Here is a 14,109-nt window from a genome sequence, read left to right on the forward strand (position 1 = left end):
AGTCCTGTCTTCCGCGGTCGCCACGTCGGCTACTCGAGTTGTCCGCCCCCAATTATTAATACCACATCCAATCTTGTTAAGTGCGTGGAGGACCTGGACGGTGATATGACACGCTCGACCGACCTCGAGGTCGCGATCGTCGGTGCCGGTCCCGCGGGTATCGGAACCGCCGTCGCACTGGAGAAACTCGACCTCGAGTACGCCGTCCTCGAACGCGACTGCATCGGCGCGTCGTTCCGGCAGTGGCCCGACGAGATGCGCCTGTTGACGCCGTCGTTCCCCGCGAACGCCTTCGGCGTGCGCGATCTCAACGCCGTGACGCCGGACACCTCCCCCGCGCTCGCGCTCGATCGGGAACACCCGACCGGCGATCAGTACGCCGACTACCTCGAGGCAGTCGCCGACTTTCACGACCTGCCGATCGAAACCGGCGTCGATGTCGAGCGCGTCGTCCACGACGACGACGGTCCGTTCACGCTCGAGACCGACAGGGAGCCGATCGACGCACAGTACGTCGTCTGGGCGGCGGGGCAGTACCAGTATCCCGCGAACGGGTCGATGCCGGGCGCGGACCGGGCAGTTCACGTCGCGGAGATCGACTCCTGGTCGACGTACGTCGACTCGCTTTCGGTCCCGTCGTCCGAATCGTCAGGTTCGGAAGCGACCGACGATCCGGGCGAACCACCAACCCGGACCGCGGCGGACGGCGCGGGCGCGGAGACGAGGAGTTCCCAGGAACCGATCGGGGACGACGCTATCGTCGTCGGCGGTGCGGAAAGCGGGATCGACGCCGCCCTCGAGCTCGCCGAGCGGGGGGTTTCGGTGACCGTCCTCGACGAGGAGGGGCCCTGGCAGTTTCGCAGCCCCGACCCGAGCGAGGTGCTCTCGCCGCGAACGACCGAACGCCTCGAAGCTGCGCTGACCGACGGTGCGCCCATCGACCTCGTCGACGGCATCCGAGTCCAGCGAATCGAGTCCGTTACAGACACTACCACGGATGGCTCCGCCGATCCGACCGACAGTTACCTGCCCGGCCGGGAAACCGAAGGGTACGCCGTCATCACGACGAGTGGCGACCGGATCAGCTCACGATCGCCGCCGATCCTCGCAACGGGGTTCGACACCAGTCTCTCGCTCGTTGCGGACCTGTTTGCGTTCGAGAACGGACTCCCCGAACTCACCGAGCGGGACGAGTCGACGGCGACGCCAGGGCTGTTCCTCGTCGGGCCGGAGGTCGCCCACAACGGGCAGAAATTCTGTTTCATCTACAAGTTCCGGCGACGGTTCGCCATCGTCGCCGAAACCATCGGCGAACGGCTCGCTGTCGACACCGATCCGCTCGCGGAGTACCGCGAGAAGGAGATGTACCTCGAGGACCTCGAGTGCTGTGAGCCCGAGTACTGCGACTGTTGATACGGTCGGCCAGCAGTCACTACGAAGCCGATGGCGAACTCGGCGTCGTCGCCAATGGTGACGACTCCACCAGTACGATCGGCGTCACGTCGTCCTGTCTGACAGTACGAGTAGCGGCGTCCGGACGGATTCGACCGTTCGGCTGCGTTCCCGTCGACCGCGTGCAGGCGTCGGACGGATTGCTGTACCGAGGTCCCGGTACAACCGCCTTGGATCGCGATTGTACTGGAACGGAGGTACGGTGAACCGACTCAGTGGTTCTCGTGGATGTGGGACTGTAGCGATCCGACGTCGTCGAACCCTTCGTCACAGACCGCACAGGTGTTGTGGTGGAGGGCGACGTGCTGGGTGACGCCGGCGGCTGACTGGAAGCTCTCGTCGCAGTTGGTGCAGTTGTATCCCATGTCGTTGCTAACTGACGGGCTCTTACGTAAAAAGGATTGCTAGGAATAACCTACCTGCTGGCCCTACATTTTAACAAAACAGTGGCGGACGGTCATTCGTCCGTCCGTGGTACAGCACCGACCCTGACCACGTGGCTCTCAGCGCAGGTCGTCGGCTCGTCGTCGTAGCGACGGTTCGATCGTGGTATTGTCGGCGAGTTCTTCGAGCTGTTCGCGCCCGTTGCACTCGGCGAGCCCGTTCAACGCGTATCGTCGGAACTCCCCGTCGAGGCCGCTCGTTCGGACGAGTAGCGCGAGGTTCGTTCGTTCGCCGCGCTCGATCAGTCGGTCGATCGCGTCGCGTCGGTGCGTGTGTGAGACCCGTTTCTTGACTGCCGTCTGGAAGTGTGTGGACATGGTTCGGTATCGGTGTGTTCGTCGTCGGTGTGGGTTCGAGACCCGATTCGAGGCGGCCGTTCTTGAGACGCGAGACGACCGGCCAGATACCTTAGCGAGCGTCTTCTCGGGAGACGAACGCGTCTCCCCAGGCCCTGATCCACTGATATCGCGGCGTGTCGGCGGTGACTGCCGAGTAGATCGTACAGGAATCCGACCGGCCGTCGTGACGCTCGAGGTACGCCTGATAGCACGGCGAGATGTCGGGTTCGGGTGGGCCGGTGTCCGAATCGCCGTCGGGCTGGCTGCGGTCGGTCGCGTCGTGGCTGCTCACGTCGTCGGTCACCTCGATCTCAGTCGGCGATCCCGATCTCTTCTTGCTGGTCCTCGGCCGTCGCGTCGCCGTCCGACTCCGCGGGCACCTCGTCATCTTCGTCGGGACGTTCGAACGTCGGGAACCGATCTTCGTACGTCGACCAGTCTTCCTCGAGTTCCGCGTCGGTCAGCAGACAGTCCGCGAGGTCGGCCCGCAAGGCGTCGTGGTCCATCTCCGTCCCGATCAAGACGAGTCGAACGTTCCGATCGCCCCAGCGGTCGTGCCACACCGCCTCGAGTTCGGGGTTCGCCTCGAGTTGCTGTTCGCGTTCCTCGGCCGGAAGCGCGTCGAGCCATCGCCCGCCGGGGGCGACACGGACGGACTGTCCCGCGACGTTGACCGTGATGACGTCGTCTTCGCGACTCGCGATCCAGAAGTGCCCCTTCGATCGGACGACGTTGTCCGGGAACTCGTCGAGCAGGTCCGCAAATCGCTCGGGGTGGAACGGCCGTCGCGCCTCGAAGACCAAGGAGGTGACGCCGTGTTCCTCCTCCGCAGTCTCGTGGGGCTGTTGCAGTTCTCGAATCCAGCCTGCGGACTGGCTGGCTTCCTCGAAGTCGAAGCGATCCGTCTCGAGGAGTTCCTCGGAATCGACGTGCCCGTGTTCGGTTCGAACGATCTTCGCACGCGGCTGGAGCATCTCGAGTGTCTCCTCGATCTTCGCGAGCCGCTCCTCGTCGACCAGATCGCACTTGTTGAGCAGGAGAACGTCGCAGAACTCGACCTGCTCGACCAGCAGATCGCCGAGGTGTTTCTCCGTTCCGTCGTCGTCTAGAATCTCGTCGGACTGCATCGCTTCGTGGAACTGGTGGGCGTCGACGACGGTGACGGTCGTATCGAGGTGACAGCCCTCGAGGGGTTCGATGCCGGTCTCCTCGTAGAACTCGGTCGGGTCGAGGTCCGACTGGTCGAACCCCAGCGTCAGGGTCTGGGCGACCGGTAGCGGTTCGGCGACGCCGGTCGACTCGACGACCAGGGCATCGAACGCGCGGTCCGAGGCCGTGAGTTCCCCGATGGCGTCCAGCAGATCGCCTCGCAGCTCACAGCAGATACAGCCGTTCGAGAGTTCGACTAGTTCCTCGTCTTCGTCGGCGATATCCGAAGATTCGGCGACGCGGTCGGCGTCGACGTTGACCTCGCCCATGTCGTTGACGAGGACGGCGAGATCACGGTCGGTCTCGCTCAACATGTGGTTCAGCACGGTCGTCTTGCCCGCACCGAGCGTTCCGGACAGCACCGTCACGGGTATCGAGTCGTCTTCCATCAGTTAACAACAAAACCCTCAAGGTAATAGTAGTTATTATCTGGTCCGAAGATATTATTAATATGCGGCACGGCTCTATCGACGTGCACTGCCGAGACCGAGCGGCCGTTTCGACGGCCACTGACCGTCGTATCGTCGCTGCAGCCACGATTCGAGCCGGATGTCGGGAGGAGCGACGCTGAATGTCCGACACCGAGCGCGATCGCGTTGTCCTCGTCGGCAAGGAAAGCGTCGGGAAATCCGCTCTCGCAGCCGGACTCACCGGTGCGACGCCGGCCGACGAAAAGATCGGCGGATCGACCGTCTCGAGCGAGGTTTACAGCACCGGCGGGGTCGAACTGGTCGATACGCCCGGTATCACGCTCGAGGCGGATACGGAGACGACTCGCGAGGCGCTGTCACAACTCGAGGCGTCCGACGAGGTCGTCCTCGTGGTCCCGGCGACCGACGTCGACGGCGACCTCGCGGACCTGTTGCCCCTCGTACAGGGGCGAACGGGCGCGGTCGTTGTCACCTACTGGGATAAAGTCACAGACGACCCGGACGCCTGGAACGGGATAACCGAGCTCGAAGACGACCTCGGCGTTCCCGTCGTACCGGTCGACGCGCGGACACTGACGCGAGCCACAGCGGACGGCGGACTCGGCCGCGACAGTGCCGGGCCATCGGTCGTAGACTCGGCCGAGACGACGGACGCTCGTGCGGTCCTCGACGCGATCCGCTACGGCGGGCGACTACCCGGCGGAGCCGGGACCCGGGTCGGCTGGAACGTCGAACCGGCCGCGACGATCTTCGAACGTCAGTACGCGGGCCCGGTCGCGAGCGCGCTCGTCCTGCTCGCGCCTGCGGTCGTCGCCGTCTGGTTCGCCAATACGATCGCCGGCGAACTCGATCCCGTCGTCGGCGCGGCACTCGAGCCGGCAGTCGCCCGTGCCGGGACGCTACCGGGTCCGCTCGCGGCTGCTCTCGGGGGCGACTACGGCCTGCTCTCGATGGGGCCGTTCCTGTTCGTCTGGGCGTTGCCGACGATGCTCATCTTCGCGTTGTTCATGGGCGCGTACAAGGCAAGCGGGCTCGTGACCAGGGTGACAACCGCCCTACACCCGTTCATGCGACGGGTCGGGCTGACCGGCCAGGACCTCGTCCGGGTCGTGATGGGGTTTGGCTGTAACGTCCCCGCTGTCACCAGCACCCGGAGCTGTTCGGACTGTACTCGCTGTACGACGATCTCGGCGATCTCCTTCGGCGCGGCCTGCTCCTATCAGTTCCCGGCGACACTGGCCGTGCTCGCCGCGGTGGGGATGCCGTGGCTCGTCGTCCCGTACCTCGCTATCCTGGTCCTCACGACGTTGCTCTACGTCCGGCTCGTCGCACCCTCCGAAGCCCGAACGACGAGCCTGGCGGTCGATCGCCGCACCTACCTCGAGTGGCCCCGACCACGGGCGATCTGGCGGGAGGCCCGTACCTCGCTTGCGAGTTTCGTCACGACCGCGCTCCCGGTCTTCGCGGTGATCTGTGTCGTCGCCGCACTGCTCGAGTACGTCGGCGCGCTCGATCGGCTCGGGGCCGGACTCGAGCCCGCGATGGCCGCGTTCGCGTTGCCGACGGAGGCAGCGCTCCCGGTCGTCCTGGCCTCGGTCCGCAAGGACGGGATCGCCCTGCTGACCGCCGACGCCGCGGGTGTCGCGACGCTGTCGCCGGTCCAGGTCCTCGTGGCGGTCTACCTGGCGGGTGTTCTCTTCCCCTGTCTCGTGACGGCGATAACGGTCGCCCGCGAGGTCTCGACACGGTTCGTCGCGAAGATGTTGGCGCGGCAGGCCGCGGCGGCGATCGGATTCGCGCTGGCGATCGCGTGGATCGGTCGACTCCTCCTGTAATCACTCCGACGAGCGCTCGAGGTTTCGGTCGTCCCGATTCCAGTCTCGGTCCCCCGCGGGCGGTTCGTCACTTTGCGCCGTCGGTCGCCCCTCAGCGTCGTCGCTCTTGCCTTCGAGGAATTGCTCGACGTCGGCGATCGTCTCCGTCTCGAGCAACATCTCGAGCCGGCGTTCGAACTCGGCGTCGGTCAGCTCGCCGTCGGCGTAGCGCGTTCGCAACCGCTCGAGGGCGTCGATCTCGGGCTCGTGATCGTCCGACGCGTCGTCGGCCGTCGAACCGCCATCGCGTTCGTCGGTCTCCCATGCGAAACCCCACAGGATGTCGCCGCCGAAAACGAACGCGAAGATCGCTACGATGATCGCGAGACTGGAGTCGATGACCGCCAGCGCGACGAACGCCGCGAGGAGTGCGACGATGACGACAGCTGCAGGCACCGAGAGAGTACCGCCTGACCCGTGGGTTGTCATGGGATGCTGTTCGACTACCAACACAAAAATACCTGCCCAAGTGAGGTTGCCGTTCCGCAGGCTACCGCCGCTTTTCGCCGAGTGTGTGTGTGTGAAAATACCCTCTCCCAATGTTGTCTATTAATAACTCGAAGGAGTAAAGTAACAACAGGGCGTACCAGGGTTCGATGTACGAGTGCGTCATCGTCGGCGGCGGCATCCACGGCACCTACCTGGTCCAGCGGGTACTCGAGGAGACCGCCCTCGAGCACGACGAGGTCGCGATCGTCGACCCGCACGACCGCTTGCTGGCGTCGTTCCGGCGGAAAGCGCGAGCCTGCGAACTGGACGCACTGCGGTCGACGTTCGTCCACCACGTCGGCACCGAACCGTTCGGACTCGAGGACTTCGCGGAGGCCCGTGACCGTGAGGACGAGTTGCTGCCTACGCCCGGCTACCCGCGACGACCGTCGCTGTCGCTGTTCCTCGACTACGCCGACTACGTGATCGACCGTAACGACCTCGCGTCGCTACACCGCCACGCGTCCGTCGCGTCGATCCGCGACGCCGACGCTCCCGGGGGCGGTCTCGTCCTCGAGACCGACACCGGTCGATCGATCCGGACGCGACGCTGCGTGCTCGCGATCGGTCACGGCGGACGCTATCGCCGCCCCGACTGGGCCCGGAACGTCGAGGACGCCACACACGTCTGGGACGACTCGTTCGATCCCGACGGACCGGCCGACGAGACCGTCGTCGTCGGCGGCGGGATCACCGCCGCACAGCTCGCGACTTGCCTCGCCGAGCGTGAGTCGGTCACGCTATGCTCGCGTCACGACCTCGAGCCGGCGACGATAGAGGCCGATCCACGCTGGATAAACTGGAACCACATCGAATCACACCTGCACCGGCATCCGCCGGGATCGCGGCGACGCGACGACGTGCTCCGGGACGCACGCAACGACGGAACGATTCCACCGCAGTTGCTGGAGCGACTCGAGGCGCTCGCGGACGACGAATCGGTTGGCGACGGCGACCCAGACGGCTCGCTTACGATCCGCCGCGGCGAGATCAGTTCGGCCCGCACCGTCGACGGCCAGGTACGGCTGCTTCTCGAGGGGGGCGGCTGCTGTGTCGCCGATCAGGTCGCGCTGGCGACCGGATTCGAACCCGTCTTCGACCATCCGTTCGTCGATCGCGTCGCGGCCACGCTGGACCTCGAGCGTGGCTATCGCGGGATGCCCGTGCTCGCGGACGCGACGCTCGCCTGGCGACGGACCGACGGCGACTCGAGTCCGCTGTTCGTCTCCGGTGCGCTGGCGGCCGGCACCGTCGGCCCCCTGGCCGGCAATATCGCCGGTGCACGGCGAGCGGCGGATCGGATCGCGGCGGCGATCGACTCGGCCGATCGGCCGCGGCTGGCCGCCGACTGACCACCGTCTCGACGACGCGAGCCTGGGTCGGTTCCGGAGCAGGGACCGGAACGCCCCGCTGGAGTCTCGACCACGGGCCGTGATCGAAGGTTGCTCCCCTGAACGCCGCCGGTTGTGGCGTCGTCGGCCCGGTCGCTATCGACTGCCGCCACAGTATCCACGATCGTGTATCACGAAGACAAGGCGAAAGCGTTTTTGAGCACGAATACGGGACATCAGCTAATGACGGCCTACACCGCCACGGTGACTGTTCGACTCAAACACGGCGTCCTCGACCCCGAGGCCGAGACCACGAAACAGGCCCTAGAGCGGCTGGGCTTCGACCTCGAGGACCTCCGTTCCGCGGATCGGTTCGAGATCGACCTCGAGGCGGACTCCGCGGACGCGGCCCGCGAGCGCGCCGACGAGATGGCCGAACGGCTGCTGGCGAACCCGACCATCCACGACTACGACGTGGAGGTCGACGAACGGTAAATGACGGGCGTTGACACGCCGATCGAAGCCGTCGACCGCGACGCCGGGAGGTGGCGACTGTGACGGTTTCGATCGTCCGATTCGGCGGTTCGAACTGCGACCGGGACGCGAAACGCGCCCTCGAGCACCTGGGCATCGACGCCGAGATCGTCTGGCACGAGGACGGGCTCCCCGCAGACACCGAGGGGATCGTCCTGCCAGGTGGGTTCTCCTACGGCGACTATCTCCGTGCCGGCGCGATGGCGGCTCGCTCGCCGATCATGGAGTCGGTCCGCGAGGCAGCGAGCGAGGGGGTCCCCGTGCTGGGGGTCTGTAACGGGGCCCAGATCGGCTGCGAGTCGGGGCTAACGGACGGCGCGTTCACGACAAACGAGAGCGCTCGTTTCCAGTGCGAGCACGTCTATCTGCGGGTCGAGCGAGCCGACACCCCCTGGACGGCCGCCTACGAGGAGGGCGATGTGATCGAGATTCCGATCGCCCACGGCGAAGGTCGCTACGAGATTCCCGACGACCGACTCGCGAAATTGGAAGACGATGATCGCGTGCTCTTCCGGTACTGCGACGAGAACGGCGAGACGAACCCCGCCGCGAATCCGAACGGATCGAAAAACGCCGTCGCGGGCGTCCTCGGCGATCGCGACACCGTGGCGGTCATGATGCCCCACCCAGAACGCGCAACGTTACCTGATATCGGCCCAACGGACGGTCGCGGCGTTCTCCGGGCGTTCGAGTGACTGCCGTCCGGGTGGCATTGCTGGGAGTAGCTATAGTAACAACTGCAACGATTTGCCGACTGATCGCCGATCTCTCCGGCGATCAGGTACGCACTGACTTGCAGTGGCTACTATCCAATTATGATCGGCCGATCGAGTACGGTCGACACCAACACCGGCGAGACGGCCGAATCTGGTACGGGTCCCTCGGATTCTGACCTCTCGTTTTTCCGACGTTATCTGAACAGCGCCGTTTCGGGGGCCAACACACTTATATTGGTTCCGAGCCGACTCCGACGGAAGTAACGATCTCACGCGGTCTCGTGTCCGAAACGCGGCCGCTGTGGGTTCGCCCAGCAGAAGGAGATAGACCCCGATACAGAGACGATGACCGGTCGAACTCGCGTCGTCTACGCCGACGCTTCCCCCCTGGAGTCACTCGAGTTCGAGCCTGCCGTCGACGGCGGCGACGGCGAGGTGGCGACGACCGTCGTCGCAGACGTGCGCGACTGCCTCGAGGCTCTGCCGAGTGCCGACTGTGTGGTGGTCGGCTCGGTTACCGACGCGAGTCCGGTCGAGCTCTGTGAACGGATCAGGGCACGGTCGGACGTTCCGATCGTCGCGTTTCCGGCCGACGGGAGCGAGGTCCTGGCAGGCGAAATCGTCGCTGCGGGGGCCGACGCCTACGTGCCACGAGCGCAGGGAACCGAGACACTTTCCCGTCGCATCCGTGACGTGCTCGATGAGCGGGCGAACGGAGTATCCTCCAGGACCGGGACTGAGGGGGGGACTGAGACCACCCCCGCCTCCGCCCACACGGCACACGGCAGCCACGACCTCCCGACGACATCGGCCGCGAACCCCGAATCAGGGCTGGGAGCTGGCTCCTCTCGGTCACGTCCCGGACCCGAGACGGCGACGCCGGAGACGCGTCGCGCTTTCGAATCGCTCGAGTCCGCCGTCGTGCTCGATCCGGGTACCAGTCCGGACCCAGACCTCGACCCCGACCCCGACACCCACCACGACACCCACCACGACGCCGCTCCTCGCGTCGACGAAGCCGAACCCCTCGTCGACGCTGGCAGTGAGTGCTCACAACCGCGAGACGACCTGTTGCATCGATTCATCGACGGGCTTCCTCTCGCTGTCGTCGAGTGGAACCGCGAGTTCGAGGCAGTTGGCTGGAGCGCCGCGGCGACCGACCTGTTCGGGTACGGGCCGGCCGACGCACTCGGGCGCTCGGCGTTCGAACTCGTGGTGCCGTCTTCGGAGCGCGAGGCCCTCCACGAGTACTGGAACGATCTCGTCGAGGGAGCATGTGGCCGTGGTCCCTCGACCCGTCTCAACCGGAACCGCCGCGCCGACGGGACGACGATCGTCTGTGAGTGGGTCAACATCCCGATCGTCGAAGACGGCGAGGTCGTTGGCGTCCTCTCGTACGCCCGGGACGTCTCCGACGAGCACAAGCGAGCCGCCGTCCTCGAGTCGCTACAGGAGACGAGCCACGAACTCATCCGCGCCGAATCGGCCGGCGATATCGCGACGATCGCGATGGAAGCGACCGAGTCCGTCCTCGAGCAACCCCTCGGCGCGATCCGGTTCTACGACCGGGAAACCGACCGTCTCGAACTCGAGGCGACCACATCGGCGCTTGCGGCCCACGGCGGAGACGACGCGTCGATCGCTCCCGAAGACGAGCTCTGGACTGCCTACGTCAACGACAACCCGACGGTCCTCGAGAACGTCCCACTCGAGGAGGTGGCGACCGCCTTCGATGTCGATCCCGACTCCGCTGTCGACGTCTCGATCGGCGATGCCATCTTCCATCCGCTCGGTGACCACGGCCTGTTGGCGATCGCCTCGACGGTTCCCGACCGGCTCGATCCGACCGACATCCACCTCGTCAGCGTGCTCGCCGCCACCGTCGAGGCGGCGCTCGATCGCACGATCCGGAACCGGGAACTCGCACGGGCGGAAACGATCGTCGAAGCGGTCGGCGACGGCGTGTACGCGCTCGACGAGGAGGGACGGTTCGTTACGGTCAACGACCGGCTTGCGGACCTGACCGGTCACGACCGCGACGAGCTTCTCGGCGACCACGTTTCGACGATTCTCACGGACGAAAGTGCTTCGAGGCGTCGAAAGCGGGTCCGTGCCCTCTCGTCGGCCGGCAACGATGGGATCGCGACCTACGAGGCGACCCTCGAGACGACCAGCGGAGAGCTGGTCCCCTGTGAGATCAACACGACGCTGTGGCAACCCGACGAGGGTGGACACAGGACTGTCGAGGGCGATTCCGATTCCGAGGCTGACGGTCGTGGGGGCGTCGATCCCAATCTCGATCCCAGTCTCCATCCCGATCGTGGGACAGCGGCCGGAACGACCACGGGAACCGTCGGGATCGTCCGCGATGTCACCGACCGCAAGCGTATGCAACGACAGATCATCGACCAGAAGGCCAAGATAGAGAGTCTCCACTCGGTGGCGTCTCGGCTCGACGACTGTGACGGACGCGGGGAAATCTGTGACCTCGCGGTCGAAGCCGCCGAAGACGTGTTGAACTTCGACGCCTGTGCCATCTACCTCGCCGACGAGGACGACGATTCGCTGGTCAGGAGGGCGCTGTCATCGAAAGTCGACGAGAGATACGAACCCCGGATTCCGCTAGACAAGGGAATCGCCGGCAGAACGTATTGTGACGGCCGGACCTACCGGCTCGAGGACGTTACCGATCACGACGAAGCGAAACCGGCGACGGAAGCGTTCCGGGCGGGGCTGAGTGTTCCGATCGGCGACCGGGGCGTGTTCCAGGCGGCGTCTACCGAGCGAGCCGCGTTTACCGACGACGACAAGGAGCTCGCCGAACTCCTGCTTTCCCACGTTTCCGACGCGTTGGATCGGCTCGTCATCGAGGAGGAACTGCGAACCGAACGGGACCGGTTCGCGGCGCTGTTCGAGAACGTCCCCGACGCCGTCGTCAGCTCCCGATACGTCGAGGAAGAGGCGTCCCCTGTCGTCGAATCTATCAATCCGGCGTTCGAACGAGTGTTCGGCTACGAGGAGTCGGAGCTGCTCGGGGAGTCGATCGACGACTACATCGTCCCCACCGGACACGAAGACGAGGCCAACCTGATCAATCGGGCCGGGAGTCAGGGAGAGTCCATCGAAAAAGAAGTCAAGCGCCGGACTGCGGACGGGTTACGCGATTTCATGCTGCGAATCGCACCGATGGAAACCGACGGCTTCTCCGAGCGAACGTTCGGCGTCTACACCGATATTACGGAGCGAAAGCAACACCGCAAGCGCGTCGAGATTCTCAACCGGGTGTTGCGACACGACCTCCGAAACGGGATGAACATCATCGACGGCTGTGCACAGCTCCTGTTAGACGAACTCGAGAAACTCGATGAACTCGAGGAGGTCGAAGCCACGGGGGGTGGGGACGACACCGACACCGACACCGACACCGACACCGATTCCGGTTCTGATTCCGGTTCCAGGCCAGGACCCGGTTCCGAGCCCGAGAACGAACCCGAGCACGACGACTACGATCACGACGAGTCTCTCGAGATTCAGGGCCGGGAATACGCCCGGACGATTCAGGAGCGTGCAAACGAACTCATCGACCTCGCGGAGAAAACCCGCGGCGTCGAACGGACCCTGGATCGCGACGATACGACGACGAACGTCGTCGATCTCGTCGACCTCGTCACCAACGCAGTCGAGCGACTCGAGCGGGAGTACGCCGCCGCCGATGCGTCGAGTTCGCTTCCCGACAGCTGTGTCGCCAGGGGAACCGAGTTCCTCGAGACGGCGCTGTTCCAGTTGCTCGAGAACGCGGTCGAACACAACGACGGGGAGCATCCATCGGTCGACGTGACCGTCACCGACGCACCCGACGACGAGATGGTCCGAGTCTCGATCGCCGACGATGGCCCTGGTATCCCGACCGAAGAACGGGAGCTGTTACAGGAGGACCGAGAAATCACACAGCTTCGACACGCCAGCGGGCTCGGTCTCTGGCTCGTCAACTGGGTCGTGACCCACTCCGGCGGTCGGCTCTCGTTCGAGGACCGCGATGCGGGCGGGACGATCGTTCGGATCGAACTGCCACGAGCCGACCGAGATCACGAACCGGCGAGTGACCTCTCGGGTGAGGCCGGGACACTCCGACTCGAGGACGAGGAGTAGTCGACGGGTTCGCCGTTCGGTTTCGACCACCTCACCGCGTCAGCGGCTGGTTGAAACTCCGCTCGCGCTCCATAACCGTCTCCCACGTGAGTTCACACTCACAGGAAACCTGCTCGAAGACCGACGGGTCCTGGCGCAGATCGAAGTCCTTGATCGCTTTCTGGACGAGGTCGTCACACTCCCCACAGTTGTGTGGTCCGCGGTCGGAGCCGTGACCGACTGGGTCAGAGACGACGATGGCGTCGATGTCGGCCGTCTCCTCTAAGACGTGGGCGATCGACCACATCCACGGCGGGCGATAGCCGTCGTCGAAGTAGAGGTCGTCGATCATCGTGTAGCGCTGGACGTTACAGGGGTTCATCGAGACGGTGTGACAGCCCTCGACGTCGGCACAGCGTTCGATCGAGGAGATCATGTCTTCGACGGCCTCGGACTCGGTGAGGAAGGGTGGCTTCATCAGGAGATAGGCCTTGATTCCGGCGTCGGCGTCGTCGGCCGCCGCATCTGCCGTTACAGCCTCGGCACAGGCGTCCTCGAAGTCCGCGAAGTCGAAATACTTGTTCACACAGTCGTGGCGCACGCGGTCGGTCGCGGTCTCGAGGCCGATCGCGATGTCGGTGTCGACGCCGTGCTGGGTGAAGTCCTCGATCTTCTCGCGGTCGACGAAATCCGGCAGCGATTCGATGACCATCCGTTCGCGGTCCGCGAACGTCTCGGCGATCGCCTTGCGGGTCTCCGCTCCGACCTCGCGCTCGTCGAGGAACGAGCCGGAGGTGTATATCTTGATGAGAGCCGCGGGGTCGTCGGCGTTTTCGGCCTCGTGCTCGAGACAGACGTCGATCTGGTCCATCAGGGCCTCGTGGGAGACGCTGCCGCCGTCGACGCTCTCGGCGACGTACCCACACATCGTACAGCCGCCAGCGCGGGCCCAGCGACAGCCGCCGGTATTGAGGATGATCGTCAGGCTCTCTTTGACGCCATCGGGCGTGTTGTCCTCGTCGAGCCAGACGCGGGTCGGCTCGTGGGGATCGTAGCTTGCCTCCTTGCGCGAGCGAATCTCGCGCATGACCTGGTTGTGGGCGTCCATGCCCTTGCCCTGCTCGTAGACTTCGGGCGTGGGTTGACTCATTATCGAGGCAAGG

12 protein-coding genes are annotated in these 14,109 nt (G+C 65.2%); 6 read left to right on the forward strand and 6 right to left on the reverse strand.

The features are described 5' to 3' along the window. Positions 1–105 precede the first annotated feature (105 nt). Positions 106–1,413 (forward strand): NAD(P)/FAD-dependent oxidoreductase, encoded by a 1,308-nt coding sequence (locus C446_RS15555; protein WP_049920285.1) that lies wholly within the window; start codon positions 106–108, stop codon positions 1,411–1,413. 251 nt (positions 1,414–1,664) lie between these two features. On the opposite strand, the gene C446_RS18905 is transcribed toward C446_RS15555, so the two are convergent. The 4 genes from C446_RS18905 to C446_RS15570 form a co-directional block, all read right to left on the reverse strand. Then, entirely contained in the window at positions 1,665–1,817 is a 153-nt protein-coding gene (locus tag C446_RS18905) for a C2H2-type zinc finger protein (protein ID WP_006674089.1), read from the reverse strand. Positions 1,818–1,955: 138 nt separating this feature from the next. Next, the gene (locus C446_RS15560; RefSeq protein WP_006674090.1) at positions 1,956–2,213 is read right to left on the reverse strand and encodes a hypothetical protein; all 258 of its coding nucleotides are present in this window, start codon (positions 2,211–2,213) and stop codon (positions 1,956–1,958) included. Positions 2,214–2,304: 91 nt separating this feature from the next. Continuing rightward, positions 2,305–2,526 carry a DUF7511 domain-containing protein gene (locus C446_RS15565; protein ID WP_049920290.1) on the reverse strand — a complete coding sequence of 74 codons (222 nt, stop codon included), beginning with the start codon at positions 2,524–2,526 and terminating at the stop codon, positions 2,305–2,307. A 19-nt stretch (positions 2,527–2,545) separates the two neighbouring features. Further along, a complete protein-coding gene (locus C446_RS15570; protein WP_006674092.1) occupies positions 2,546–3,832 on the reverse strand; it encodes a GTP-binding protein in 1,287 nt (428 codons plus the stop codon). A gap of 182 nt (positions 3,833–4,014) precedes the next feature. Here C446_RS15570 and C446_RS15575 point away from each other — a divergent pair, with 182 nt between their 5' ends. Then, the gene (locus C446_RS15575) at positions 4,015–5,709 is read left to right on the forward strand and encodes a nucleoside recognition domain-containing protein (protein WP_006674093.1); all 1,695 of its coding nucleotides are present in this window, start codon (positions 4,015–4,017) and stop codon (positions 5,707–5,709) included. Here the strand turns inward: C446_RS15575 and C446_RS15580 are convergent, their stop codons facing one another. Next, positions 5,710–6,177: an SHOCT domain-containing protein gene (locus C446_RS15580; protein ID WP_006674094.1), complete on the reverse strand. Its 468-nt coding sequence runs from the start codon at positions 6,175–6,177 to the stop codon at positions 5,710–5,712. 167 nt (positions 6,178–6,344) lie between these two features. On the opposite strand from C446_RS15580, the gene C446_RS15585 reads away from it, so the two are divergent. From C446_RS15585 to C446_RS15600, 4 genes are all read left to right on the forward strand, one after another. Continuing rightward, positions 6,345–7,589 carry an FAD/NAD(P)-binding protein gene (locus C446_RS15585; protein WP_006674095.1) on the forward strand — a complete coding sequence of 415 codons (1,245 nt, stop codon included), beginning with the start codon at positions 6,345–6,347 and terminating at the stop codon, positions 7,587–7,589. Between the two features lie 222 nt (positions 7,590–7,811). After that, positions 7,812–8,063 (forward strand): phosphoribosylformylglycinamidine synthase subunit PurS, encoded by a 252-nt coding sequence (gene purS, locus C446_RS15590; protein WP_006674096.1) that lies wholly within the window; start codon positions 7,812–7,814, stop codon positions 8,061–8,063. 59 nt (positions 8,064–8,122) lie between these two features. Next, complete coding sequence (gene purQ / locus C446_RS15595; protein WP_006674097.1) at positions 8,123–8,797, forward strand: phosphoribosylformylglycinamidine synthase I; 675 nt, start codon at positions 8,123–8,125, stop codon at positions 8,795–8,797. A 366-nt stretch (positions 8,798–9,163) separates the two neighbouring features. Further along, positions 9,164–12,967, forward strand: coding sequence for a PAS domain S-box protein (locus C446_RS15600; RefSeq protein WP_006674098.1), 3,804 nt, complete (start codon positions 9,164–9,166; stop codon positions 12,965–12,967). A gap of 31 nt (positions 12,968–12,998) precedes the next feature. Here C446_RS15600 and C446_RS15605 read toward each other — a convergent pair whose 3' ends face one another. After that, positions 12,999–14,096 (reverse strand): archaeosine biosynthesis radical SAM protein RaSEA, encoded by a 1,098-nt coding sequence (locus C446_RS15605; protein ID WP_006674099.1) that lies wholly within the window; start codon positions 14,094–14,096, stop codon positions 12,999–13,001. Positions 14,097–14,109 lie beyond the last annotated feature (13 nt).

This window comes from Halobiforma nitratireducens JCM 10879 (assembly GCF_000337895.1).
Classification (GTDB): domain Archaea; phylum Halobacteriota; class Halobacteria; order Halobacteriales; family Natrialbaceae; genus Natronobacterium; species Natronobacterium nitratireducens.

Bases quoted from the DNA above. Each gene is read 5' to 3' on its own strand.
- C446_RS15555 (WP_049920285.1), top strand. From the start codon at position 106: ATGACACGCTCGACCGACCTCGAGGTCGCGATCGTCGGTGCCGGTCCC.
- C446_RS18905 (WP_006674089.1), bottom strand. From the start codon at position 1,817: ATGGGATACAACTGCACCAACTGCGACGAGAGCTTCCAGTCAGCCGCC.
- C446_RS15560 (WP_006674090.1), bottom strand. From the start codon at position 2,213: ATGTCCACACACTTCCAGACGGCAGTCAAGAAACGGGTCTCACACACG.
- C446_RS15570 (WP_006674092.1), bottom strand. From the start codon at position 3,832: ATGGAAGACGACTCGATACCCGTGACGGTGCTGTCCGGAACGCTCGGT.
- C446_RS15575 (WP_006674093.1), top strand. From the start codon at position 4,015: ATGTCCGACACCGAGCGCGATCGCGTTGTCCTCGTCGGCAAGGAAAGC.
- C446_RS15580 (WP_006674094.1), bottom strand. From the start codon at position 6,177: ATGACAACCCACGGGTCAGGCGGTACTCTCTCGGTGCCTGCAGCTGTC.
- C446_RS15585 (WP_006674095.1), top strand. From the start codon at position 6,345: ATGTACGAGTGCGTCATCGTCGGCGGCGGCATCCACGGCACCTACCTG.
- purS (WP_006674096.1), top strand. From the start codon at position 7,812: ATGACGGCCTACACCGCCACGGTGACTGTTCGACTCAAACACGGCGTC.
- C446_RS15600 (WP_006674098.1), top strand. From the start codon at position 9,164: ATGACCGGTCGAACTCGCGTCGTCTACGCCGACGCTTCCCCCCTGGAG.
- C446_RS15605 (WP_006674099.1), bottom strand. From the start codon at position 14,096: ATGAGTCAACCCACGCCCGAAGTCTACGAGCAGGGCAAGGGCATGGAC.